The organism is Pseudomonas sp. PONIH3, assembly GCF_002934345.1.
GTDB classification, from domain to species: Bacteria; Pseudomonadota; Gammaproteobacteria; order Pseudomonadales; family Pseudomonadaceae; genus Aquipseudomonas; species Aquipseudomonas soli.
Map to the genome: position 1 here is coordinate 132314 of NZ_CP026386.1, position 24050 is coordinate 156363.

A 24050-nucleotide genomic window follows, 5' to 3' on the forward strand; every position below is an offset into this window, starting at 1 on the left:
CCAGACCGGCCTGACCCTGACCGGCCTGAGCCTGGACAACGACGGCGGCCGCCTGGACCAGCCAGCGGGACATGACCCTGACCTTGACCGGCGCGGCCCTCAACCGCCTCGGTCTGCTCAGCGCCGAGGGCCAACTGGTACTGGCCGCGCACAGCCTGGACAACAGCACCGGCAAACTGGACAGCGCCGGCAGCCTGAAACTGACCACGGGCGGCGCGCTGCTCAACCAGGGCGGCGAGCTGCTCAGCGACAGCGACATCACCCTGGCCAGCGCCAGCCTGGACAACACCGACAAAGGCGCGCTGGCCAGCAAGGGCCAGCTGACCCTCAGCACCGGCCACCTGGACAACAGCCGCCAGGGCAGCATCAGCAGCAACCGCACCCTCGACGTGCACGCCGGCCAGCTCGATAACCGCGACGGCGGCCGCGTGGGCAGCCGCGAAGCACTCACCGCCACGGTCACCGGCCTCGACCAGCAGGGCGGCAAGCTGTTCAGCGACACCTCGGTAAAACTCGACCTGGGCCATGGCCACCTGGACAACCGTGGCGGCCTGATCAATGCGCCGTCGCTGCAACTGGACAACCTCAAGACCGTGGCCAACCAGGGCGGCGAGATGTCCAGCGCCCAGGCCTTCACCGTCGCTGCCGAGCAACTGGACAACGGCAACGGCCGCCTGCTCAGCGACCAGCGCCTGCTGCTGCGGGTCAGCCAGCGCCTGGACAACCTCAAGGGCCTGATCGGCGCCCAGTCGCTGGAGATTCATGCCGGCGCGCTGAGCAACCGCGACGGCGGCCGCATCGAAGCCAAGGACGCGCTCGCCCTCACCAGCCAGGGCCTGGACAACCACGCCGGCAAGCTGCTCGGCAGCAGCCTCGCGCTGGACCTCGGCGGCGCCGACCTGGACAACGGCGCGGGCCTGATCACCACCGCCGGGCCGCTGACCCTGGTCAACCTGGCCAAACTGGACAACCAGGGCGGCGAGATCTCCACCGCCCAGGCCCTGCAGTTGGACGTCAGCGAGCTGGACAACCGTGACGGCAAGCTGATCAGCGAACAGACGCTGGCCATCACCAGCGGCGCCATCGACAACCGCAACGGCCTGGTCTCGGGCTGGCAGGGCCTGACCGTGAGCGGCCAGAGCCTGGACAACCGCCAGCAGGGCACCCTGTCGAGCCGCTCCGGCGCCGTGCAGGCGACCGTGACCGACGCGCTGCGCAACAGCGACGGCGGCGCGCTGGTCGCCCAGCAGCGCCTGGACGTCAAGGCCGCCAGCCTGGACAACAGCGCCAAGGGCATCCTCTCCAGCGGCAGCGGCCAGCAACTGACCATCACGGCGGCACTGGACAACCATGACGGCGGCCTGATCGATGCCGGGGAAAAACTGGTCATCAGCGCCGGTGCTCTCGACAACCACGGCGGCCGCGTGGCCAGCCGCCAGGACCTGGACCTGACCGCCGCGAGCCTGAACAACACCGACGGCAGCCTCGCCGCCCAGGGCGCGCTGACCCTCGACCTGCTCGGCGAACTGCTTAACCGCCAGGGCAAGCTGTTCGCCGGCAAGGACCTGCTGATCCAGCGCGCCGGCCTGGTCGACAACCAGGCTGGCCAGATCGCCAGCCAGGGCCTGCTCAAGGTGCTGGCCGCCAGCGTCGACAACAGCCAGCGCGGCACCCTGGCCGCCAATGGCCCGCTCACGCTCGACAGCCGCGGGGCGCTCAACAACTCAGGCGATGGCCTGATCTACAGCCAGCAGGGCGACGCAGGTCTGCAGGCGGCCAGCCTGAACAACGCCAAGGGCACCGTGCAGGCCAAGGGCGCGATCACCGCGCAGACCTCCGGCGTGCTCGACAACCAGGGCGGCAAGCTGATCGCCCAGGATGGCGCTCTGACCGTGACCGCCGACACCCTCGACAACCGCGGTGGCATCCTCGCCAGCCTCAAGCAGGCGCTGGGCGTGCGCACCACCGGCGTGCTGCGCAACGGCAGCTACACCACTGGCCAGCGCGGCATCCTCCAGGCGCTGAGCCTGGACGTGCAGAGCGCCAGCCTCGACAACCACGGTGGGCGCATCGCCGCGCTCGGCGGTGATACCGTGATCCGCACCGGGCAGCTGGACAACCGCGATGGCGGCATTTCCGCCAGTGGCCTGCTCAAGGTCACCGGCGCCAGCCTGCTCAACGGCGGCGACGCGCGCGGCGAGATGGTCGGTCAGCGTATCGACCTTGGGCTGAGCGGCGCGCTGGATAACCGCTCCGGCATCATCGAAAGCGCCAGTACCCTCGCCATCACGGCCGCCACCCTGGACAACCAGGCGGGCCAACTGCGTGCACTGGGCACCAGCGGCACTACACGATTCCAGATCGGCGGGCTGCTGGACAACCGCAACGGGACCCTGGAAACCGCCAACACCGATCTTGCCCTGGTCATTGGCGATCTGCTGAATGCCGGGGGCAGCATCACTCACCTCGGCAATGGTGATTTCGGTGTCAGCAGCCAGCAGGTCATGGCGGCGGGAGGCCGCCTGTTGACGCACGGCACCCTGAATCTCAGTGCCGACGACTGGGTCAACAGCAGCGTGCTGCAAGCCGGCACGCTCAACCTCGATGTCAAGAACTTCACCCAGACCTCCAGTGGGCAACTGCTGGCGACGAAGGCGTTGCTGGGCAAGGGCGGCAACTGGCTCAATGATGGGTTGATTGCCAGCGACGGCACGCTGAGCCTGACCTTGGGTGGTACCTATTCGGGCAACGGCCGACTGACCAGCCTGGGGAACATGACCCTGTCTGCGGCGCAGATGAGCCTGGGCACCGCCACAAGCATTGCCGGTGGCGACAACATCGTTGTCAACGTCGGCAACCAGCTGAGCAACATTGGGCGCTTGTCGGCGGTCAACGACCTGACGATCCACGCCGGCAGCCTGTCCAATTACGGGGCATTGGCCGCGTCGGGCAACCTGAACCTGATTGCCCAGTCCGTCCACAACGACCAGGCCGCCGATGGCAGTCGAGGCTTGCTGTTCAGTGGCCGGGACATGTCGATCCACACGGCGGATTTCAGCAACCGTTATGCGGACGTCTACAGCCTGGGCAATCTGCTGGTCGCCGGCGTCACCGCAGGCAGTACTGCGGCAACCTTCCTGAACAGCTCCGGGACTGTCGAGGCGGCCGGCGACATCAACCTGCAGGCAGCCAGCTTCGTCAACAAACGCGATAAGTTCAGCGCCAGCCAGCAGATCACCGACGGCTACATGACCATCTACTGCGTCCAGCATTGCAAAGGGTCGCGGTGGGTGAGGGGGCCGGTGCACATCTACAAGACCCAGGAAACCGTGGTGCTGGAGGATTCGCCAACGGCAACCCTGGCTGCCGGGCGTGACCTGACCATTGGTGGGGGCAGCGTTCTCAATTCTCGCAGCGTGATCTCGGCGGGCAATGATCTCACCATCACGGCCAGCAGCATTACCAACGAGGGGGAGCGTTCCAGGTCGGGAACCGTTGGCAAAGAGGTGGGGTCTGGAACCAAGGTCCCCACGGCGTACTTCTTCCAGTTGATCAACGAGGTAAACGCCTACAACCAGGCCCACCCGCGTTCTGGACCGTTCGATGAAGCAGCCTTCAAGGCCCTGGTCGCGAAGTTCGACCCCGGGATGTTTTATGGCATCAATGAAGCACTCACGCTCAAGGACGATAATCAATTCATTGCTCCGGCGCTGATCCAGGCTGCAGGCACGGCGAAGCTCACCGCGGCAGGCGACGTCAACAATATCGTTGTGCGCAGGGCGCCGGAGGCGACCAGCAGTCGTGCGTTCGATACCCAGGTAGCCAGCGCGACGCAGCCTACGGTGGTCAACCTGAATGCGCAGTTGCCACCCGATCTGGCCCAGCGACAGGTAGACCCGACCACCCTGCCAGGCTTCAGCCTACCGGCGGGGCAGAATGGCCTGTTCCGCTTGAGTGGCAAAGGCAGCGATGCGGCAACCGGGCCCACTCAGGGCTGGACATTGGGCAACGCCACCGTAGGCTCACATGAGCGCCAGGGGCTGGCCAGCACCCGGCCGGGCACGATCCAGGCAGTGGATGCAGCCGCGTCCAGGGTGAGCGAGCAGGCCATCGATCGCATTGCCCACCAGCGTGTCGAGTCGGCGGCCAAGGCCAGTGCCATCGGGGTCAACGCGCCTGTGGCCGAGGCAGTGGATAGCGACGTTCGATCGCCGAACCCAGGTGCGCAGGCACATGAACTGAGCGCGCAGGATGCCGGAGTCAGTGCCCCGCCACGGATACCGGGCATCACCCGCCTGCCCGACAGCCAATATACGAGCAAGCCGCACAAGTACCTGATTGAAACCAATCCGGTGCTGACCGACCTCAAGCAGTTCATGAGCTCCGACTATCTGCTCGGCAATCTGGGCTATGACCCGGACAAGAGCTGGAAGCGCCTTGGTGACGGCTTCTACGAGCAGCGCCTGATTCAGCAGGCGGTGGTGGCGCGTACCGGCCAGCAGTTCATCGATGGCCAAACCTCTGGCGAGCAGTTGTACAAGCACCTGATGGACAATGCCATCCGCAGTAAGGATGCGCTTGGCCTGAGTGTTGGCGTCGGCCTGAGCTCTGCGCAAGTGGCGGCGTTGACGCACGACATCGTCTGGCTCGAAGAGCGTGAGGTCAATGGTGAGCAGGTACTTGCACCTGTGCTGTACCTGGCCCATGCCAACGGCCGCCTGGCGCCTGACGGCGCGTTGATTGCCGGGCAGGATGTTCAGCTGATTGCCGGGGAAAACCTCAACAACATTGGTACGCTCCGTGCCTCACGCAACCTCAGTGCCACTGCAGGCAAGGACCTTACGAACAGCGGCCTGATCCAGGCAGGTGGTCGCCTGGACCTGTTGGCCGGCAACAGCCTGGTCAACAGTGCCGGCGGCATCATCAGCGGGCGCGATGTGAGCCTGACCGCCGTCAATGGTGACCTGATCAATCAACGAGACCTGACGCGCACGGACAACGACTACGGTAGCGTGCGTGAGCAGAGGGACCATCTCGACAGCGCGGCCCGCATCGAAGCCAGCAACAGCCTCAGCCTCAAGGCGGGCCAGGACATCAAGAACGTCGCCAGCGTGATCCAGAGCGGCGGCGACTTGTCGCTCAGTGCCGGGCGTGATGTGAGCTTGCTGTCGGTCGAAGAGCGTCACGGCTTCTACACCGAGCGCCAGCGCAGCAACACGGTGCAGCAGCACGGCGCCACGGTCACTGCCGGCCGCGACCTGAGCCTCGTCTCCGGCCGCGATCTCACCGCCGTGGCCAGCCAGATCGACGCGGGCCGCAATCTCACCCTGGCCGCAGGCGAAGACCTGAACCTGAGCTCCGCCGCCAACGAAGCCCACAGCTTCAGCCGCAGCAAAAAGGTCACCCAGTCCAATGACCAGGTCACCCAGGTGTCGACCACGGCCAAGGCCGGCGGCGATGTGTCGCTGTCCGCGCGCCAGGACATGGCCATCGTCGCCAGCCAGGTCAAGGGCAAGGGCGATGTCCACATCGACGCCGAGCGCGACCTGACCATCGCCTCCGACCAGAACGAGAGTGCTTCGTACTACCTGAAGAAGAGCAAGGGTTCGTTCGGTCGCGGTAGTTCCAAGCAGCAGGAGAGCTACCACAGCACCAACGTCGCCTCGGTGATCGAGGCCGGTGGCGACCTGACCGTCAACGTCAGCAAGAAGGACGATGGCGGCATATCCCTGGACGGCGGCCGCGATGTGACCGTGATCGGCAGCCAACTCAAGGCCGGCGGCGATGTCATGCTCGGTGCCACGGGCGATGTGGCGGTACTGTCCGGTGTCGAGGAGCACGGCGAGTACAGCAAGAAGAGCAAGTCCGGTTTCCTTGGCCTGTCGAAAAGCGGCAAGAGCCAGTTGCAGACCCACGCCACGCAGGTCGGCAGTGAACTGGATGCCGGCAACGACATCGTGGTTGCGGCAGGCAGCGATGTGCGCCTGCGCGCCAGCGAGGCGAATGCCGGCAAGGACGTCGAGCTGCGCGCGGGGTTGCTGGACAAGGAGGGTGACATCAACCTGGTGTCGGCCAACGACACGGCCTACAGTCACAGCGACTCGTACAAGAAAAAGATCGGCATGTCGGTTGCCCCCGGCATCGTCGTCGTCCCGTCCGTTTCGGTAGCCTCGGCGAAGAAAGCCGGGCAGGAAGCACGCAGCAGCTCCAGCGTCGGCAGCCAGGTCCTTGCCGTGCGTGATGCCTCGCTCCAGGCCGAGCGCGATATCAACGTGCTCGGCAGCGGTGTCAATGCCGGTCGCAATGTCAGCTTGAACGCGGGACGTGATGTCAACGTCGCCGCCGCCGAGAACCAGAGCGACAGCAAGACCTGGTCGAAAACCTCGAAGATCGGTTTGAGTACCAGTGCCGACGACAACGGGATCAAGGTGTTCGCGGGCGTCGAGAAGGAATTGGCCAAGGATCGCCTGCGCGAACAGTTGGCCTCTGCCAGCCAGATCAAGGCCGGCCAGGACCTGGACGTCAAGGCGGGGCGTGATATCAATCAGACCGGCTCGGACTTGATAGCAGGCCACGATATCAGCCTGGGCGCGGGCCGCGACATCAACATCGACGCGGCGCGTGAAACCCGAATCCACGAGCAGGAGCGGGAGTATGCGACCCAGGGTGCCGGAGCTTCGATCAACCACAACTTCGGGCGCACCAAGGACGCGGTGAGCAACGCCGGCAAGGGCGAGAATGGCGTGAGCAAGGTCGCCAGCACCCTGCAGGCCATCGACGGCATCAACCAGTTCCTTGCCGGGCCAACCGGCGACCTCAAGATCGGCAACAGTTCGCAGAAGAACCAGCAGACCAGCATCGAGCAAAGCAACCGTGGCTCCAGCCTGGAGGCCGGCAACGATATCAAGCTGCAGGCCGGCAACGACGTCAATGTCAAGGGCAGCCAGGTGCAGGCCGGGCGGGACATCGACGTCAAGGGACGTGACATCAACATTGATGTCGCCCACGGCAGCAGCACCCAGAAGACCCGTGAGTCGCAGAACTGGGCCGGCATTCACGGTGGTACCAGTGGCGGCATCAAGGTCGGCATCGGCGCCAGCCATGGCGCTGCGGGTGCCGATGGCACCCAGGGCAACTCGACGCCGAGCCAGCTCGACGCGGGGCGCGATATCAAGCTCGACGCCAGCCACGACCTGAACATCGTCGGTTCGCAGGTCAAGGCCGGGCGTGACATCGACTTGGCCGCAGGCAATGACCTGAACATCCGCGCCGCGCAGAACGACTCGCACTACGAACAGAACCGTCGCAGCGGCGGTGGTGAAGTCGGGTTGGCGTTCGGCTCGGAAGGGGTGGGGATCTACGCCAGTGTCAACCTGGGCAAGGGCAAGCTGGAACGCGACGCACAGCGACACCAGGAAGCCTACGTCTACGCAGGCGACCAGCTGAAGTTCGCCAGTGGCAAGGACACCAACATCAAAGGCGCCCAGGTACGCGGCGACGAAGTCATCGGCCGTGTGGGCGGCGACCTGAATGTGGCCTCGGCCATCGATACCGGCAAGGTCAAGGGCAAAGAGTTCGACCTGAGCGCCACCGTTACGGTAGGCCCGGGCTCGGGTATCAGCGGCTCGGTCGGCAAAGGCAAGACCACGGGCGAAACCGAGTGGGTGGAAAACCAGACCCGCATCACCGCTCGGGACAAGGTCGACATCCGCACCGAAAACCACACCCAGCTCGATGGTGCCCTGATCGCCTCCGACAACGGCAACCTCAAGCTCGATACCGGCACGCTGGGCCACAGTGATATTGCCGGCAAGGACCAGGAACGCGGCTATTACCTGAACGTCGGTGGTACCTGGAAAAAAGGGACTGCAGCAACACAGCAGGACAGCAGCCAGACGGGCAAGGGTGACAAAGGCGAGAACGGCTGGAGCGTCAGTGGCTGGACGTACGAGAAGGACCGCGAGCAGATCGTCCGTGCCACCGTGGGGGCGGGTGATATCACTGTGCGCGAGGATGCGGAGACGGGGAAGGACTCCACTGTCGGGTTGAATCGGGATCTGGACAAGGCTTACGAGATCACGCGGGATCATGAGTCGCGCACCGATCTGTACTTGAGTGATTCTTCGGTTAACGGCGCAATCCATCCTGTAGAGACGCTGAGCGGATGGACAAATGAGCTGCGTAACTATGACAAGGCCGCACTCAAGAACTACGAGCAGGTTGGAAATGCTGTCAATGTCCTGGTCAACCGATTTGAACGCTTGCAAGGCCGTCAGCTGGATGCCAATGCGGTAGCCGTTGGCGGGGTGAAACTCGCAGAGGACACCTATGAAGCCTTGCTGATGGCGAACTTCAAGCCCGATGAAGCCAAGGCGCTTATGCGCACGCCGAGCTTCCAGCAAGAGGTGCTGGCACGACTGAACCAGATCGAACATGTGTTCGATAAACATCAGGAGTCCACGAAAGAACTTGTACGTGTGCTGGGGGAGCTTGACCCCTCGCATATCAGTGAGTCACGTGGTCCGGTCCAGATGGCGCTCAGCTATGCCTCGCTCATCAATGAGTATCTGGAGTCAGACCCAGAGCGAGGTCAGAAAGTGGCTTTGGCGCTGGCGATGATCCAGGGGCCCAAGGCAGTCATGCAGCTAGCGGTATCGACAGCCATTGGGCAGACGGAGCTTGGTCAAGACCTCAATGAACAGTACGACCGTGCCATGACCCGAGTCGGCACGATGCTTGCCGAGCACATGGAAGGCGGCGGTGTTGTCCTGAATGGGGAATCTGAGAGCGACAAATTCCTGGTGGGGGGCGGTAAGCTCATCAGCAGCATGATTCTGGGGGTTGCTTCGGGGCGCAAAGGGGGTGGTGGGAATGAGGCCAAAAAGCCTGCGACTACTCCTGTGGAGTTGCCAGGGGGCGGGAAGGGTGTCATAGATGGTGCAAAAGGAACTGGGGCTGTTGTAGATGACACGATCAAGGCATTACCAGCTCCAAGGCAAATAGATGCATCGTGGAGTGCGAGCACTTACAAAAAAGGCGGTCTGATGACAGGTATTGAGCATGTGTTCTATCGCCATGGACCTGACTCAGGATTTGCGAATGTTAGTAAGTTTTCGCAAGGGACATCTGTTAAAGATGTCTCCAGTTATGTTGATAGCGCATTGAGATATGGGAAGGTAACTCCCAATGGTCCTGGTGGGCACGTTATTGAGTACAACGCAGGTAAGGTGATTGGGACAAGCGTCTCAGGTGCGCCAACATCGACAATTAAAATAAATGTTCGGGATGGTGTAATCCAAACTGCATTCCCGTACTAGTTAGGAGTGGTTATGAATAGTGGGGGTACGCTAATAGAACGATTTGTCGTCCAAGAGTTGGACGACAGCGTCCGCTCTATTTTGAAAGGTGCCTTTGATGAACGGATGTGTTCAGAGAAGGTTCTGCTGAGGGAGTTCGAATTTAATTGCTTTGACGTTTCTCTGGATTTTGAAAAAGGCATTGTTACATTGCAAGATGCTCTTTCCGCTGGCGAGGGTAGCTCTCTTGATATATCTATGCGTGACTTTGCCTCTGCTTGCGGCTTGAATGTCTTTTGTCGGTTGTAGAAGCCTAGGGAGGCGCTGATTGATTAAATTTTTTGCGCTCGAAACCCCGGTAGGCCCTGATTTGTCAGGAGTGTCATAGGGATTGAGTAAAGAAAAAGGGGGCAGATTTATTTTTCTACTCTGAAAGATAAAGGGGACGGATTTATTTTCCTACTCTAATTTCTGTCTTTGCATTGCCGAGACGACGTTGAAGCCCGTTGCTTAAGGTGTCTGTGAGGAAATAACGTGCTGGAAGCCGGGGCGTCAAAATTAGAGTATGGAAAATAATTTTGTCCCCTTTTTGATGGGCTCACTGCCAGCTACGGCAGTTCTCCGGAAGCCAAAGCCTATCGGGCGAAGCAAGAGGAACTGTTGCAGGAGGGGCAGTTGAAGGATGCTATCCAGACGGATGTGGATGACCTCCGCTCTCGTTTTGGCAGCAAATATGATGCGGTGATCGAACAGATGTTAAAGTACGCGAAAACTCTGGATCCCAACGATTTCATCAAAAGGTGATGGCATGAATTTCACGTATAGTTCGAAAGATGGGTTTGATGTATTTGCTGGGGTGCGTGGGCGCGATGAAGTCCGGGCCAAGTTAAAGCTCCCCTACAAGGTGTTTGCCAAGACTGCTTTCTCCGAGAATTCGACGGATGTCTTTGGTGACGCTCTGATGAAGGCATGGTATGACCTGCACGATAGCTTGAGCGGGGTGCAACTTTACTATCCTGAAGCATCTCTGGACTTTCAGGGGCAGACACTTCTCGGGGTTTCGGCCGATTTGCTGGAGCGATTTTTCCAACGGATGCATGTAAATTATGAATTCGAGGACGATGGCTCCGGTATGAAATTGCTGACGGATGGTCTCGAGATCGGGCTCTATGCTCCAGATTTGGAAAGTGGCAAGAATGCGATAGTAGAAGCTGTCTATGTACCTATCCCAGTACCGGTATGAAAAGGGGCGAGTTGCCACTTTTACATGTAGTAGAAAAGGGGGCGGATTTATTTTTCTACTCTAATTTCTACTTTTGCATGCCAAAGCGAAGGTGAAGCCTTTAGGTATCGGTGGGGCGTCGAGTGCTGGGAACTGGGCATGTCGAAATTAGAGTATGAAAAATAAATCTGTCCCCTTTGTGTTAGGGTGTCAGAGTTAAGGCTAATTGAAGGCAGCAATAACGGGGTTGGTGGGGTTTTTGAATGGATTGTTGATGAAGGCAACGTGACTCATCGGCGCTTTTTCCCCGCCAAGTAACTGGCCTGGCTAACCAAATTCCGAAAAATAAGGAGAAGGTAATGTCCCCGCTTGGTGTATTGATTAGTTTAGGTTTGGCTTGTTGGGCAACCATTTTTTTGGGATATAGAAAGCGCTGGATAGGGCGAGAAGATATTTTTGAATTTGCCATGAGTCAGCTTTTAAATGGTTGCGAAAGCGAGCGCGTTGCCATCATTGCTGGAGGCGAATATTTAAACGATGAAGAACTTCTTGAGGTTGTCTCAAAGCAAATGGAGATGACGGATCTTGTTGCCGAAATTGAAAAGTGGCGTTTAGCTTTTCTGCTTTGTATTGATGCGTCGAATGACAGTGACGAAGATAAAATAAATAGACTTCAGGACGTCTATGCGTACTTTAATTATCCGGAGGATATGGCTTCGTGCAGTATTTACTCTCAGGATAGTGTCGGCCCGCTTGTCGCAATGAGCCAAGTTGTGGAAAAACTAAGAGGAAGGTTTTTGCTCCGATAATTCGAAGGCGGCGGTGAAGCCTGGTGCTTTAAGGTGTCGGTAAGGGCGTAGTGAAGGTTTAGAAAAAAGGAGGACAAAAGGGGCAGCTTGTTTGTTCTGCTCTAATGTTTTACTGTCGTACGGCCGGGTGGGTGGTAAGTTTACTGGGTTTAGATAAGTGAGATTGTGACCAGTTTGGTGTTTGAGAAGGTTGGCGATGTAAATAGTAACTTTCCTTATCTGTGCGTATACAAGGAGGGGAATGAGGGGCCGTTTATGGAGATTTCCGTAAATTCAGACATGGAGTTGGAGTTTGTTTTTTACTCAAATGCCAATGGTGTTTCACTCACGGCCGAGGAATGGCGGGAAATTTTTGTGCGCGGGGAGGAATTTCATCCAGAGGCATTAGAGAGTGGTGATTGAGTTGGTGAAGTGGAAGATAGTGACAGAAGAGTGACTGACAGAAAAGGGCAAAAAAGGGGAAATATTTATTTTCTACTCTAATTTCTGCCTTTGCATGGCCAAGACGACGAAGAAGCTTGATGCTTAATATGTCAGTGAGGACGTCTGGCGCGGGAAGCGGGGCAAGTCGAAATTAGAATAAATAATAAATCTGTTCCCTTTTTCGGTCTTTTTCGATGTAGGGGCCTCCGAATGCATGGTGAAGTCTTATTCGTGCAGCTCGGGGGTGTTGCGCAGCTGCCGGCCCCCAAATCGATAACTATTCGAGGCCAAACCGTTGAACTCTATACGTTGGTGGGGGCTGATGGCGTTCAAATGAACTTGCGCAATGGCTCAAGTTTCTACTGCAGAGTCTGGTGCTCTATGGGCGCTTGATATCATCGGACATTCAGGGGCGAAAGCTCCAAAGCTGGAGGTGAAATTAAAATGCTTTTGTGCTGTCGAGATTCCGAAGAATTCAAGGAAATCGTGGAGTGGAGTCAAGGCTTAGCAGTTGACGCGCTGTGGCTGAGCGTCTGCAAGACATTTTCTTGTGAGGGTTACAACGACCGTAAGCGTATTTTTTTGCAGGTGCTGGCTGAGCTGATTCTTGAGGGTAGGGTGTTTCTCGCTAATGGGGACCGATTGAAAGGGGATGTTGTTGAACAAATAGCTGCATTTGATTCGGCTTGGCCTGCAGAACAAGATACTGACGAAGCGCTATTTTGGATCACAAAAGATGGAGTTAGTTGGGTGCCGGGAGGCCTCGTTTGGGTTTACAAGGACGGTACGGAAGTTTGGACATGAGCAATGCCTGTAACATTGTTGCGGAAAAGTGAAGAAAAAAGGGCTGGCGGAAAGGGGACAGATTTGTTTGTCCTACTCCATTGTCTGCTGATGCATCACCAAGACGAAGAAATCTAGTGCTTAAGGCTCCGTTGAGGACGTCGAGCGCAGGAGGTGGGGCACGTCCAAATTAGAGCTATAGAAAATGAATCTGTCACCTTTAATCTGTAGCCGGAACGTAGCTGATCTAGAGCGGTATACCAATTCAGGAACGCCCGTTATTGCACGGATTTTTGACAACACGAACGGTACGCGTTTTTCCCATTTTGTTGTTGTGGACGGTGTTACCACGAGAAACGGTGTTGCGGTGGTAGCCATACGTGACCCGCATGGTGTTCAATATTTCAGTCCAGTGAGAACGTTCGAGAAGAATTTCTCTGGTGAAGTTGTCGTGCCAAGGAGCGCGTTGAAAAAATGATTTTGACGATTTGTTTTGAGCAAGACCTTATAAGTCAAAGGTTGCTGGAGCTGCGATATCTCCCCTGCCTTTGTAGAGTTTCGGAGACTTTTGAGATCGAGTTTTTCGATCCTTTGCCAGTCGTCAGCGGAACGGTAACGGAGTGGGACAGGACGGCTCTTGAACAGCGGGTTATCCCAGGGACAGGTGGAGAGTACTCTCACTATGCGCTCTCAGAAATCAGCCTGGCGCCGCTGGAGCGAGAACGTTATCTGATAGTCGATCTGAAAATGTTTCATCGGTATTTTGGTTGGTGTGAGGTCCTAAAGGACGGCGCTTATGTAACGCCGGGAAATTTTTGGGATGAAGAATGAGTTGGGTGCGGTGCAAATGTACATCAAGTGACATTTAATCGAGGGGGTAAGTCTTGGCCTAAAATATGCACTTTAGGACCTTGGCAGAGGGAGTGAGTATGAGTGAGGTGGCGCTGCCTTATGTTAGTCTGATGGAAAAGTATTTATCGGACAAATGTACCTTGGGCCAGTTTGTTGAGGTGTTTTTTGGGCGGTTCAAGAATGAGTCGCGGGTGTTGCCCGAGGATGTCTATCTTGTGCTGGACGAACTGTTCGGCAATCTTGACGCTTTTACAGAAAATGAGGATTTATTGCGCGACGATCCCGATTATTATCTCAACGCGGAGCAGGTGGGTCATTGCATTCGGTGCGCTTGCGAATCTCTTAAGAAGTAAATATTTTGCAAATACTCCTCATAGGCCGAAAGGGGACTGTCGTGTACGAAGTCATGCTGGAACGCGTGCCGGACGTGGCGTTGCAAGCTGTCCTCAAGGTAATCGTGGCTTCGGCGAAAACGCATTCTGATCTTTCGCTGTCGGCAGACTCCGAAGTTCAAGGAGGGGAGAGCCTGGAGGCGGTGACGCAGCGATTGCACGGTAGTGGTGAGTCGGTATGTCTGAGCCTGCGGCTCTGGGAATTCAATGTATCCAATAAGGTGAGCCTGCCGTTGGTGCTGCTGCGAGTCATCAAGTGGGAAGATCGCCTCGATATTGAACTCTCCTTCAACAGTACGCCTGCTGACGACCTGAGCGATATCATGCAGGCGCTGCATGCATATGTGTCGGGCTTGGCGGGTCGTTTCTCGATACCTGTATTTTATGGCGGGATGGAGCCCGCGATTGATAAGGATACGCGGTACTTTACTAACGAAACGCTTGGCCCCCTTTAAACTGGTCGGGCGGCACAAGGCCGCTCCTTGCAGGCTTATTCTTCTGCCTGGCGTGACAGATACACCGGCGGCACCTGGTCTACCAGCCAGACACCGTTGTCCGCTTGATAGAACACTGCTCCCGCTGCGCACATGGCCTGGGTATCGACCGTGAGCAGCACCGGCTGGCCATAGCGCTTGCCCACCGCCAACGCAGTCTGTGGATCCTCGCTCAGGTGCACATGATGGCGGCTGCCCGGGATCAAGCCCTGGGCTTCGATGGAGGCCAGGAAGCGGCTGGCGGTGCCGTGATAGAGCAGGGCGGGTGGCGCCTTGGCGACGTGGCGTACTTCGACCTGGCTGCTGCTGTGGCCTTGGGCGGCGCGGATGCGGCGGCCATCGTCGGAGAGGGTGAAACGGCGCTTGTCATTGGTCTCGACCACTTCACGCAAGGCGTGCAGGTCGAAGGCGTGACCTTGCCTGCCGGCGCCGTGGATCAGCGCGTCGACATCGGCCCAGCCGTCGCGGTCGAGGGACAATTCGATGGATTCGGGGGCGTGGCGCAGTACGTAGCTGAGGAACTTGCTGAGGGTGTCGCGTTGTTTCTGGTTCACTGGAAAGATCCTTTTCCATGGCTTCTGGTCGTTTGGGTCGGGGGCATTCTCCGGATTCGGGGTCGAGTTCTCAAGTGTGTAGAGTACCTGTGGGAGCGGACTCCCACAGGTATGTCGCTGATATCAGCCCTGACGCAATGCGTCGAGCAGCGTCTTCAGTTTGTCGCGGCCCTCGGCATCCAGCCCGAACACCGGCCGCCGTGGCTCGCCTACCGGCAACCCGGTCATCTCAAGGCCAGCCTTGATGGTCGCCGGCAAGCCGCCCTTGAGAATGAAGTCGAGCAACGGCAACTGGCGGTAGAACAGCGCCTTGGCCTGTTCCAGCTCACCGTTCTGCACCGCCTGGTACAGCCGCAGGTTCAGTTCGGGAATCAGGTTGGCCGCCGCCGTGCACCAGCCCGTGGCACCGGCAACGAAGGCTTCCAGCGCCAGCGGGTTGCAGCCGTTGTAGAACGGCACCTGGCCTTCGCCGAGCAGTTGCAGCTTGTGCATGCGCTGGATGTCGCCAGTGCTTTCCTTGACCATGGTCACGTTGTCCACCTCGCGCACGATGCGCAGGATCAGCTCCACCGGCATGTCGGTGCCGCTGGTGGCCGGGTTGTTGTAGAGCATGATCGGCAAATCGATGGCCGCGCCGATGGCGCGGTAGTGCTGGACGATCTCGGCTTCGCTGAGTTTCCAGTAGGCCGCCGGCAGCACCATCACCGCGTCGGCGCCGTGCTGCTGGGCAAAGCGGGCGCGGCGCACGGCGCCGGCGGTGGTCAGGTCGGAGACGCTGACGATGCTCGGCACGCGCTTGGCAATGCGCTCCAGGCTGTACTGGGCGACCTGCTGCCATTCGCTGTCGCTCAGATAAGCGCCTTCGCCGGTGCTGCCCAGCGGGGCGATGGCGTGGGAGCCGTCTGCGATCAGGCGGTCGATGGACTGGCCCAGCGCGGGCAGGTCGAGCTGTTCGCCGTCGGCGCTGAACGGGGTGATGGTGTAGCCGATGATGCCGTGGAATTGATTAGTCATTGTGCAAGGCTCCGCAAGCAAGGCGTAAAGGGATCAGTTCAGGCAATCGGCGTGGCTGCGCAGGGCCTGCCGGGCGTAGTAGTTGAAGGCGGCGCCGTGGCGCTTGGGCCGGTCGATCCAGTCGTGGGCGTCGCGGCCCAGCTCCGGGGCGATCGGCTTGATGGTGCCGGCGGCCATCGCCAGCAGTTGCAGGCGCGCGGCGCGTTCAATCAGCTGGGCGTAGACGCAGGCCTGCTCGATGCTGGTACCTGTGGACAGCTGGCCGTGGTGCGAGAGCAGGATGGCGCGCTTGTCGCCCAGGGCGGCGCTGATGATCTCGCCTTCCTCGTTACCCACCGGCACGCCTGGCCAGGCTTCGAGGAATGCGCAGTCTTCGTAGAGCGGACACAGGTCCATGTGCGAGACCTGCAGCGGCACTTCCAGCATCGACAGCGCGGCGACATGGGTAGGGTGGGTGTGGATGATGCAGTTGACGTCGGGGCGGGCGCGGTACACCCAGCTGTGGAAGCGGTTGGCCGGGTTGGGCATGCCTTCGCCTTCCAGCACTTCGAGGTCTTCGTTGACCAGCAGCAGGTTGCTGGCGGTGATTTCGTCGAAACCCAGGCCCAGTTGCTGGGTGTAGAAGGTGCCCGGTTGCGCGCCACGGGCGCTGATCTGCCCGGCCAGGCCCGAGTCGTGGCCGTTATCGAAGAGAATTCGGCAGGTCAGGGCCAGCTTTTCGCGCACAGTCCACGTATTATCGGCAAGCGAGCCTTGCATCTGTGTCAGTGCCTTTTGCACCAGCTGGTCTTTGCTGAGGGTAAGGGTATTGGCCATGGGGATCTTTCCTCTGTGGCGTGATGACGGATGTCAGGGCTGGCTCGCCCCCGAGCTTTGGACGGTGAGGGGGCGAACCATCAGATGACACAAATAATCCTATATGACACAAAGTGTCATGCGCAAGTGCGTTTGTTCGGGAAACCCGCTTCACATGTCTATCCGACTGAAACTGCTGAGAAAGAAACTGGGCATCACCCTTGAGCAGCTGGCCGAGAAATCCGGCATGACCAAGAGCTACCTGTCCAAGGTCGAGCGTGGCCTCAACACGCCGTCGATCGCTGCGGCGCTGAAGCTGGCGCGGGCGTTGAACGTCAATGTCGAGGAACTGTTCGACGGCGAGCATGACGGCCAGGCGCGCTACAGCCTGGTGCGCCGCGGCGAGCGCCAGGCGCTGGTGGGCGGCGGCGAGGGGCCTGGGTATGCGGTGCTGACTTCGCAGGTTGGCCAGCGCAGCCTGTTGCCGTTTTTGATCCAGCCGCCGACCGAATTCAGTGACCCGACCTTCAAGGAACACGAGGGCGAGGAGTTCCTGTTCGTCCACGAAGGGCAGGTGGAGGTGGACTTCATGAGCGAGCGGGTGCTGCTGGAGGCCGGCGACGCCTTGCATTTCAATGCCCAGACCCCGCACCGCCTGCGTTCGGTCGGCGAGCGCCAGGCGCAGTTGCTGGTGGTGGTGCAGGGCGGCGAAGGGTGAGGGTGGGGCGATGATCGAGGTCTCGAGGTTCTGGCGTGATCCGGCATTGCCCTTCGTCGAGGCACGTCTGGTCGGGGATGGCCGCCAGGTGTGCTACACCGCGCATTCCCACGCGAGCTTTTCCATCGGCGTGATCACCGGCGGGCGCAGCACATACCTGACCGGTGATGCACGGCATGAGGTGGCCGTGGGGACCACGGTGCTCATGAACCCAGGGGTGGTGCACACCTGCAACCCCCTCCAGGGCGAGCCTTGGTCCTACCTGATGCTGTTCGTTGATTTGCCGTGGTTGCAGGCCCGAGGGTTCGAACTGCCGGCCGCGACATTGAGCACGTCGACCGCGCTGTACGGGCGGTTGCTCGACCTGTTCGCCGGGCTGCTCGACAGCGAGGCGCTGGACAAGGCCGAGCGGCTGGCGACGTTCTTCGCAGAGCTGCCAGGTTATCTCGAGGGCGGCGCGGCGCGTCACCCACAGTCGCATCCACGCCTGGAGATGGCCGCCGCGTTCATTCGCACCCACCGTCTGGATCCGCTGACACTTGAGGACATCTGCGCTGCGGCGGGCTTGTCACGGGCCTACCTGATCCGCGCATTCGGCAAGCGCTTCGGGCTATCGCCGCACGCCTACCTGCTCGACCAGCGGGTGCAGCATGCCCGGGCGCAGTTGCGCGCAGGCAGGGCCATCGCCGAGGTGGCGCTGGAAGCCGGCTTTGCCGATCAGGCGCATCTGCAGCGGGCCTTCAAGCGACACCTGGCGACCACGCCGGGGCGCTATCGCAATGCCTGAAAAGCACGTGGGAGCGGGCTTGCCCCGCGATAGGGCACTAACCGTCAACCTCATACCATCAGGTACACCGCGCTCGCCACCAGCAACCCCGCCAGCACCCGATTGAGCAGACGCATCCGCCAAGGCTCGGCCAGGTACTGGCGGATCACGCTGCCGGCCCAGGCCCAACTGGCCACGGAGACGAAGCAGATCGGCCCGTAGATCCAGGTGAACAGCCACAACAGCTGCTGCTCGCCGCCGGTATAGGCGCCGATGCCGGCCACGGCCGCCAGCCAGGCCTTGGGGCTCAGCCACTGCATGGCCGCGCCGTGCCAGGCGCTTGGCGCCCGCTTGCCATCCTCGGCGCCCAGCGCGCCGTCGTCGCTGGCCAGCTTCCATGCCATGTACAGCAAGAACAGTACGCCGCCCCAATGCAACAGCTGCCCCAGCAGCGGCCAGCGCAGCAGCAGCTCATGCACGCCCAGCCCCACCAGCACCAGCAGCAGGCAGAAGCCCAGGGTGGCGCCCGCCGCATGCCCGATGCTGGCCCGCAGGCCATGGCGCGCGCCGCTGCCGAGGGCGACGATGTTGACCGGGCCGGGGGAGATGGAGGCGGCCAGGGCGAAGGCCGCCATGGACAGTGTCAGGCTCATCGGGCGTTTCCTTGTGGCGAGGATAGTGCGGCTATCCTGCCCGAGGCCGCGGCGCGGGTATTGAACAAAAATGCCCAAGGAGCCTATCAGCTGGAGGGTGTGTTGGCGTTGTCCTGGGTCTGCCGGGCTTGCTGCTGGGCGGGCGACTGGGCGTCACCCTTGGCGATCTGCTCGGCCTGCTGGCGTTGCAGCGCCCATTGGTCGCTGCGTTCCTTGAGGCGGTCGGCGCCGCCTTCGGCAAAGGCCGAGGTGGCCGAGATCGTTGCCAGCAGGGCGAGTGCACAGGTTAGGGTTTTCATCACTGGGGTCTCCATCGATTGACCTGAAAAACGGCCGCCAGGCGGCCGGGTTGAGGCAAGGATGGCGTGCGCAGATTTTCCCAGGATTAACACCCTGATCAGTTGGCCAGCAGTTGCTCGTGCACCCATCCGTGGTCCGTGAGCACCATGGCGCGGGTTTCCTCCAGCGGCTTGGCAGCACTGGCGGCCGCCTGGCCGAGGCCTGCGATGCCGGCCTGGACCGCCGCGTCGCTGGCCCAGGTCGGCAGTTCGTTCACCTGGTAGCTGTAGCTCACCTGCGACTGCTTGCGCCCATCCTGTTCGGTAGGCTTGCCGACGCTGTTGATGGCGGTGACCTGGGCCTTGCCGAAGCACAGCCCGCCGGTGCTGGTGCCGTTCGCTTTGCGCCTTGCATCGGCCTTGTAGTAGCGGCGGCCCTCGTCGGTGAGGTCGTAGGCGTAGTAGATGTCGGTGCGTGCCGGCTGCCACAGGCGCTCAGGGACTTCGGTACGGGCAACTTCCCGTTCGCTGACCACGCCGACCTGGGCCAGGGCGTGCAGGGCCTGGTTGGTGCCTTCGACATCGAAGTCACGGGTGCGGGTGGGGAAGGCACTGATCACGAAACAGTGCGGGTACTGGCTGTCGAGGTAGGCTTGGGCAGCCTGGCGCAGGTCGGCTTCGCGGGGCTGCTGGTTGTCCGAGCAGCCGACCAGGGTCGCCAGCAACGCCAGCGGTATGATCTTCCTGTCCATTGTAAGGCTTCCTTGTATTGCCAATTGCTGGGTGGAGCGCAGGCCAGGATTAGAACCCGCGGGCCAGAGCGGCCGCAATCGTGGCACGACGACATATCGCCCGTGCTGTGCGCTGTTTGGCAAAGCCTGCCTTTGGCACCGACTGGCGGCCAACCGGCAAACGGTGGGTGTTCAGCCATACTCTGCTGGTTCCGCCCCGGCGCCGTCGGACCCGTCGCTTACTGCGCCTCCCGGGTATCGATGCTCACCACCACCGACATCCCTGGCCGCAGATGCCTGGCCTCGGGCTGGTCGCCATCGACGGTGATCCGCACCGGGATGCGCTGGGCGATCTTGACGAAGTTGCCGGTGGCGTTGTCGGCCTGCAACAAGGCGAACTCGGAGCCAGTGGCCGGCGAGATCTGCTGCACGTGACCGCGCAGTTTCAGATGATCGAGCGCATCGACGGTGAAGATCGCCGGCTGGCCGATGCGCACGTTGGCCATCTGCGTCTCCTTCAGGTTGGCGATCACCCACAGGGTGTCCGGCACCAGTGCCATCAACTGCGCACCGGGGTTGACGTAGGCGCCCAGGCGGGTGCCGATCTGCCCCAGCTGGCCGTCGCGCGGCGCCTTGACCCGGGTGTTGTCCAGGTCGATGCGGGCCAGCTCCACCGCGGCCTTGGCGTTTTCCACCGAAGCTTCCAGCGCAGCGCGATTGACGACCACCGTTTCGCGGTCCTGGCGGGCGATTTCCAGTGCGGCCCTGGCCTGGGCCAGGCTGGCGACGGCGGCGGCCTGGCTGGCGCGGCTCAGGTCCAGTTCACGGCGTGATACCGAGCCGTCGCTTACCAGCGCCTGGTTGCGTTGCAGGTCGGCGCGGGCCTTGTCGGCCTGGGCGGCGGCGTCGGCGATCGCGGCCTGGCGCTGGGCAATGGTGGCCTCGGCGCTGTTGCGCTGCTGCAGGTTGTTGGCCAGCGCCGCCTGTTGCTGCTTGAGCTGGGCAACGGCCTGGGCCAGGCGTTGGGTGTAGATGCGGTCGTCCAGGCGCACCAGCAGGTCGCCCTGTTTGACGAACTGGAAGTCGTGCACCGGCACCTCGACGATGTAGCCGCCCAGCTGAGGGCCGATGATGGTCACCTGGCCGCGCACCAGCGCGTTCTCGGTGCTTTCGATGGCGCTGCTGAATGGCGGCAGGCGCCAGGCGTAGAGCACCAGCAGGATGCCGGCCAGGGCCACGGCGGCGAAGCTCAGCGATGACAGCAGGCGTACCCGCCGGGTACGCGCCGGGCTGGTCGGCTCGCTCGGGGGCGCGCTGCCTTCCGGGGTTTCGGCGATGGCGGTGGTGGTGGTCGTTGGCGTTTCCTGGGTCATCGGTTGGAGGCACCGCTGGTGGAGTGGGTGTAGCGCAGGTACAGGCTGCGGATGAAGATCCAGATCATGGTCAGGATAGCGATGGCGCCGATCAGCATGAACACATCGTTGTAGGCCAGCACATTGGCCTCGCGGGTCGCGGCGTTGGCCAGCAGGCGCATGCCGGCCTCGTTGCGCAGCGCAGGGTCGGCCAGCACCCCGGCATAACCGGCGCCCCCCCCCTGGACCCGGGCGCTGACCAGGGGTTCCAGGGCACTCAGGCGGTCCATCAGCTGGCTGGAGTGGAATTTCTCCCGCACCGTCTGGAAGGTGCCCAGCAGTGCCGAGCCGATCAGCCCGCCGAGGTTGTTGCAGATGCCGAACAGCACCGAGAAGCTCACCAGGTTGCGCGGGTTGGCGCGCACATGGCTGATGCCCAGCGCCATCGACGGGCCGACGAAGAAGGTGCTGCCGAAGGCCAGCAGGAACTGGCTGAGGTACATCTGTGCCGGGCGGGTCAGGTTGGTGGAGCCGCTGTCCATGAACGCGCCGGTGGCCATTGCGGCCAGGGAGATGAACAGCGGCAGTACCAGGTGCGTGGGGTTGATGGTCAACGCGCTGGTGGCAAGGCCGGTGATCGCGCCCAGCAGCATCACCGCGTACAGCGCGCGCATCTGCTCGTTGCCCATGTTCAGCGCCTGGAGGAAGCCCACCGCGCCGGTGGACTGCTCGGAAATCACCATGCGGATCAGGATCACGCACAGTGCCAGGCGAATGATCGCGCCGCTGCCCAGCCAGCGGGTCATCAGCAACGGGTTGCTGCGGTTGTGCTCGATGGCCAGGCCCGAGAGGATCAGGGCAATGGCGCCGGCCAGGGCGACGCCGATCCACGGCGCGTCCAGCCACCAGTCGATACGCCCCAGCGACAGCGCCGCGCAGAGCAGGGCAGTGCCGCTGGCCATCAGGGTGAAGGTGAGAAAATCCAGCGGCTCGAAGGTCTTGAAGCGATCGCCCGGCGGTAGCTTGAGCAACAGCACGCAGCCCAGCGCGGCCAGGGCCAGGCCCAGCTCGAACAGGTACAGCCCGCGCCACTCGGCGATCTGCAGCAGGTCTTCGGAAAACACCCGGGCCAAGGGTACGGCCAACTGCGAGGCGCCCAGCCCGAGGACCATCGCCTTGAGCCGCCACTGCGCGGGGAAGGCCTGGATCATGTAGTAAAGCCCCAGCGAACTCAGCGCGGCACCGACCATGCCATGGGCGGCGCGCACGGCGATGGCCGAGTTGAGGTCGTTGACGAACAGGTGGGCGAGGGTGACCAGCGCGTAGAGCACCAGGAACACTTCGGTGAAGGCGCGCAGGCCGAACTCCTGGCGAAACTTCACCAGCAACAGGTTCATCGACACGTTGGTCATCACGTAGGCCGCCGGTAGCCAGGCCATCTCCGCGCTGGTGGCACCGAGGGCGCCCTGCAGAAATGGCAGGTTGGCCACCACCAGGGCGTTGCCCAGGCCGCCGGTGATGGCCACCAGCAGACCGACCACGCCGAAGGCCAGGCGCTTGGCCGGGGCGTGCAGCGGTGTCGAGGGCGAACCGGGCAGGCTGGGCTTTTCGTGTGGCAGCCACTGGCGGGGGGCGTACTTGTCCATCGTGTTGTCCGTTACCGCGGGTGTTCAGACTCTACGTGAATGGCCGGGGGGATGAAAACAGGGCTCAGGCGTCGAGCGGCAGGCGCATGGCGCACCGCTGGTCCAGGCCATGGGCCAGCTCGCTGGCGAGAATTGCGCGCAGGCGGGCGTCCAAGCGTGTCGCAGGGATGGGCTCGAAGCCGTAGCGCGCGTAGAACGGGGCATTCCAGGGGACATCGTCGAAGGTGGTCAGGGTCAGCCAGGCCAGGCCCTTGAGGCGAGCGGCATGCCGTGCCTGGTCTAGCAGGCGCCGGCCCAAGCCGCGGCCCTGGGCCTCTTGCCGCACGGACAGCTCATGGATGTGCAAGGCGTCGTCGGCAATGCTGGCGCAGAGAAAACCCAGTGCCTGGTCCTGGTCATCCACGGCGACCCAGCTGCAACCTTCGCTCACGAATGCGAGGTGTTCGGCTTCATTCATCACGTCGCTGTCGGCCAGCCAGGCGAGGTGCGGCAATTGCCGGAATGCCTGGGCGGCGGAGCGTTCCAAGGCAGGGAGCGCTGGAACATCATCGGTGAGAGTAGGGCGGACAGGCATGGGGGACACAAGACCTTCAGGCACGGGCGTTGACGCGCAGTAACGTGCAGTTTGCCAGATCGACGCGGGAAGGTGTTGCAATGTAATTGTTATAACGTAACATTTGCATTTTTCCTCCCAGGCAGGACCCTCACCGTGATCCGCAGAAACCCCTCCGGCCATCTTCCGCAAATCGCCGAATCGGCCTATATCGACCACACCGCCATCATCTGCGGCAAGGTGATCATCCACGACAACGTGTTCGTTGGCCCTTATGCGGTCATCCGCGCCGACGAGGTGGACGCCAGCGGCGACATGCAGCCAATCGTCATCGGTGCCAACTCCAATATCCAGGATGGCGTGGTGATCCATTCCAAATCCGGCGCGGCGGTGCGCATCGGCCAGTACAGCTCGATCGCCCACCGCTCCATCGTCCACGGTCCGTGCGAAGTCGGCGACCGGGTGTTCATCGGCTTCAACAGCGTGCTGTTCAACTGCAAGGTCGGTGATGGCAGCGTGGTGCGGCACAACTCGGTGGTCGACGGCCGCGACTTGCCGCCGCGCTTCTACGTGCCGCCCACCGAGCACATCGGCCCGCATACCGACCTGGAGCGCTACCCGCCGGTCAGCGTGTCTGCCTCGGAGTTCTCCGAGGATGTAGCGCGCACCAATATCGACCTGGTCCAGGGCTACAAGGCCTTGCAGAACGAGTTCTGAGC

Annotated in this window: 21 protein-coding genes; 12 read left to right on the forward strand and 9 right to left on the reverse strand. The window is 61.3% G+C overall.

Annotated elements, in window-relative coordinates:
* Positions 1 to 71: 71 nt before the first annotated feature.
* From C3F42_RS00565 to C3F42_RS00600, 9 genes are all read left to right on the forward strand, one after another.
* Complete coding sequence (locus C3F42_RS00565; RefSeq protein ID WP_104443786.1) at positions 72 to 9317, forward strand: hemagglutinin repeat-containing protein; 9246 nt, start codon at positions 72 to 74, stop codon at positions 9315 to 9317.
* 12 nt (positions 9318 to 9329) lie between these two features.
* Positions 9330 to 9605, forward strand: coding sequence for a hypothetical protein (locus C3F42_RS00570; protein WP_094010016.1), 276 nt, complete (start codon positions 9330 to 9332; stop codon positions 9603 to 9605).
* A 499-nt stretch (positions 9606 to 10104) separates the two neighbouring features.
* Positions 10105 to 10539, forward strand: a complete 435-nt coding sequence (locus tag C3F42_RS00575) for a hypothetical protein (protein ID WP_104443787.1) — start codon at positions 10105 to 10107, stop codon at positions 10537 to 10539.
* A gap of 338 nt (positions 10540 to 10877) precedes the next feature.
* Positions 10878 to 11327: a DUF2247 family protein gene (locus C3F42_RS00580; RefSeq protein ID WP_104443788.1), complete on the forward strand. Its 450-nt coding sequence runs from the start codon at positions 10878 to 10880 to the stop codon at positions 11325 to 11327.
* Between the two features lie 255 nt (positions 11328 to 11582).
* Positions 11583 to 11729 carry a hypothetical protein gene (locus C3F42_RS29205; RefSeq protein ID WP_158247489.1) on the forward strand — a complete coding sequence of 49 codons (147 nt, stop codon included), beginning with the start codon at positions 11583 to 11585 and terminating at the stop codon, positions 11727 to 11729.
* A 465-nt stretch (positions 11730 to 12194) separates the two neighbouring features.
* Positions 12195 to 12554, forward strand: a complete 360-nt coding sequence (locus tag C3F42_RS00585; protein WP_094010013.1) for a DUF596 domain-containing protein — start codon at positions 12195 to 12197, stop codon at positions 12552 to 12554.
* A gap of 453 nt (positions 12555 to 13007) precedes the next feature.
* Positions 13008 to 13364, forward strand: coding sequence for a hypothetical protein (locus C3F42_RS00590; RefSeq protein ID WP_104443789.1), 357 nt, complete (start codon positions 13008 to 13010; stop codon positions 13362 to 13364).
* A 98-nt stretch (positions 13365 to 13462) separates the two neighbouring features.
* On the forward strand, positions 13463 to 13738 hold the full coding sequence (locus tag C3F42_RS00595; RefSeq protein WP_094010011.1) for a colicin immunity domain-containing protein: 276 nt from the start codon (positions 13463 to 13465) through the stop codon (positions 13736 to 13738).
* A 41-nt stretch (positions 13739 to 13779) separates the two neighbouring features.
* Positions 13780 to 14232 (forward strand): hypothetical protein, encoded by a 453-nt coding sequence (locus C3F42_RS00600; RefSeq protein ID WP_143067505.1) that lies wholly within the window; start codon positions 13780 to 13782, stop codon positions 14230 to 14232.
* A 35-nt stretch (positions 14233 to 14267) separates the two neighbouring features.
* Here C3F42_RS00600 and C3F42_RS00605 read toward each other — a convergent pair whose 3' ends face one another.
* The 3 genes from C3F42_RS00605 to C3F42_RS00615 form a co-directional block, all read right to left on the reverse strand.
* Positions 14268 to 14825, reverse strand: a complete 558-nt coding sequence (locus C3F42_RS00605) for an RNA 2'-phosphotransferase (RefSeq protein WP_094010009.1) — start codon at positions 14823 to 14825, stop codon at positions 14268 to 14270.
* 123 nt (positions 14826 to 14948) lie between these two features.
* Complete coding sequence (locus tag C3F42_RS00610; protein WP_104443790.1) at positions 14949 to 15839, reverse strand: dihydrodipicolinate synthase family protein; 891 nt, start codon at positions 15837 to 15839, stop codon at positions 14949 to 14951.
* 33 nt (positions 15840 to 15872) lie between these two features.
* The gene (locus C3F42_RS00615; RefSeq protein WP_046855471.1) at positions 15873 to 16655 is read right to left on the reverse strand and encodes an aldolase; all 783 of its coding nucleotides are present in this window, start codon (positions 16653 to 16655) and stop codon (positions 15873 to 15875) included.
* A 154-nt stretch (positions 16656 to 16809) separates the two neighbouring features.
* Between C3F42_RS00615 and C3F42_RS00620 the strand changes: the two genes are divergently transcribed.
* Entirely contained in the window at positions 16810 to 17352 is a 543-nt protein-coding gene (locus C3F42_RS00620; protein WP_038706211.1) for a helix-turn-helix domain-containing protein, read from the forward strand.
* A 10-nt stretch (positions 17353 to 17362) separates the two neighbouring features.
* Positions 17363 to 18139, forward strand: coding sequence for an AraC family transcriptional regulator (locus C3F42_RS00625; RefSeq protein WP_104443791.1), 777 nt, complete (start codon positions 17363 to 17365; stop codon positions 18137 to 18139).
* Positions 18140 to 18189: 50 nt separating this feature from the next.
* Here C3F42_RS00625 and C3F42_RS00630 read toward each other — a convergent pair whose 3' ends face one another.
* From C3F42_RS00630 to C3F42_RS00655, 6 genes are all read right to left on the reverse strand, one after another.
* Positions 18190 to 18771, reverse strand: a complete 582-nt coding sequence (locus tag C3F42_RS00630; RefSeq protein WP_094010006.1) for a LysE family translocator — start codon at positions 18769 to 18771, stop codon at positions 18190 to 18192.
* Between the two features lie 86 nt (positions 18772 to 18857).
* On the reverse strand, positions 18858 to 19070 hold the full coding sequence (locus tag C3F42_RS00635) for a hypothetical protein (RefSeq protein WP_094010005.1): 213 nt from the start codon (positions 19068 to 19070) through the stop codon (positions 18858 to 18860).
* Between the two features lie 98 nt (positions 19071 to 19168).
* Positions 19169 to 19801, reverse strand: a complete 633-nt coding sequence (locus tag C3F42_RS00640) for a hypothetical protein (RefSeq protein WP_023632648.1) — start codon at positions 19799 to 19801, stop codon at positions 19169 to 19171.
* Between the two features lie 218 nt (positions 19802 to 20019).
* Entirely contained in the window at positions 20020 to 21153 is a 1134-nt protein-coding gene (locus C3F42_RS00645; protein ID WP_104443792.1) for an HlyD family secretion protein, read from the reverse strand.
* Positions 21150 to 22778, reverse strand: a complete 1629-nt coding sequence (locus C3F42_RS00650; protein ID WP_046855478.1) for an MFS transporter — start codon at positions 22776 to 22778, stop codon at positions 21150 to 21152. The genes C3F42_RS00645 and C3F42_RS00650 overlap by 4 nt, the downstream gene beginning before the upstream one ends.
* A gap of 64 nt (positions 22779 to 22842) precedes the next feature.
* Positions 22843 to 23352 carry a GNAT family N-acetyltransferase gene (locus C3F42_RS00655; protein WP_094010002.1) on the reverse strand — a complete coding sequence of 170 codons (510 nt, stop codon included), beginning with the start codon at positions 23350 to 23352 and terminating at the stop codon, positions 22843 to 22845.
* Between the two features lie 135 nt (positions 23353 to 23487).
* Between C3F42_RS00655 and C3F42_RS00660 the strand changes: the two genes are divergently transcribed.
* Positions 23488 to 24048, forward strand: a complete 561-nt coding sequence (locus C3F42_RS00660) for a carbonate dehydratase (protein ID WP_046855480.1) — start codon at positions 23488 to 23490, stop codon at positions 24046 to 24048.
* The last annotated feature ends 2 nt before the right edge of the window (positions 24049 to 24050 follow it).

Coding starts and splice junctions, on each gene's coding strand:
- C3F42_RS00615 (WP_046855471.1), bottom strand. CDS start 16,655: ATGGCCAATACCCTTACCCTCAGCAAAGACCAGCTGGTGCAAAAGGCA.
- C3F42_RS00575 (WP_104443787.1), top strand. CDS start 10,105: ATGAATTTCACGTATAGTTCGAAAGATGGGTTTGATGTATTTGCTGGG.
- C3F42_RS00570 (WP_094010016.1), top strand. CDS start 9,330: ATGAATAGTGGGGGTACGCTAATAGAACGATTTGTCGTCCAAGAGTTG.
- C3F42_RS00630 (WP_094010006.1), bottom strand. CDS start 18,771: ATGAGCCTGACACTGTCCATGGCGGCCTTCGCCCTGGCCGCCTCCATC.
- C3F42_RS00590 (WP_104443789.1), top strand. CDS start 13,008: ATGATTTTGACGATTTGTTTTGAGCAAGACCTTATAAGTCAAAGGTTG.
- C3F42_RS00635 (WP_094010005.1), bottom strand. CDS start 19,070: ATGAAAACCCTAACCTGTGCACTCGCCCTGCTGGCAACGATCTCGGCC.
- C3F42_RS00610 (WP_104443790.1), bottom strand. CDS start 15,839: ATGACTAATCAATTCCACGGCATCATCGGCTACACCATCACCCCGTTC.
- C3F42_RS00595 (WP_094010011.1), top strand. CDS start 13,463: ATGAGTGAGGTGGCGCTGCCTTATGTTAGTCTGATGGAAAAGTATTTA.
- C3F42_RS00655 (WP_094010002.1), bottom strand. CDS start 23,352: ATGCCTGTCCGCCCTACTCTCACCGATGATGTTCCAGCGCTCCCTGCC.
- C3F42_RS00640 (WP_023632648.1), bottom strand. CDS start 19,801: ATGGACAGGAAGATCATACCGCTGGCGTTGCTGGCGACCCTGGTCGGC.
- C3F42_RS29205 (WP_158247489.1), top strand. CDS start 11,583: ATGGAGATTTCCGTAAATTCAGACATGGAGTTGGAGTTTGTTTTTTAC.
- C3F42_RS00565 (WP_104443786.1), top strand. CDS start 72: ATGACCCTGACCTTGACCGGCGCGGCCCTCAACCGCCTCGGTCTGCTC.
- C3F42_RS00585 (WP_094010013.1), top strand. CDS start 12,195: ATGCTTTTGTGCTGTCGAGATTCCGAAGAATTCAAGGAAATCGTGGAG.
- C3F42_RS00620 (WP_038706211.1), top strand. CDS start 16,810: ATGTCTATCCGACTGAAACTGCTGAGAAAGAAACTGGGCATCACCCTT.
- C3F42_RS00580 (WP_104443788.1), top strand. CDS start 10,878: ATGTCCCCGCTTGGTGTATTGATTAGTTTAGGTTTGGCTTGTTGGGCA.
- C3F42_RS00625 (WP_104443791.1), top strand. CDS start 17,363: ATGATCGAGGTCTCGAGGTTCTGGCGTGATCCGGCATTGCCCTTCGTC.
- C3F42_RS00645 (WP_104443792.1), bottom strand. CDS start 21,153: ATGACCCAGGAAACGCCAACGACCACCACCACCGCCATCGCCGAAACC.
- C3F42_RS00650 (WP_046855478.1), bottom strand. CDS start 22,778: ATGGACAAGTACGCCCCCCGCCAGTGGCTGCCACACGAAAAGCCCAGC.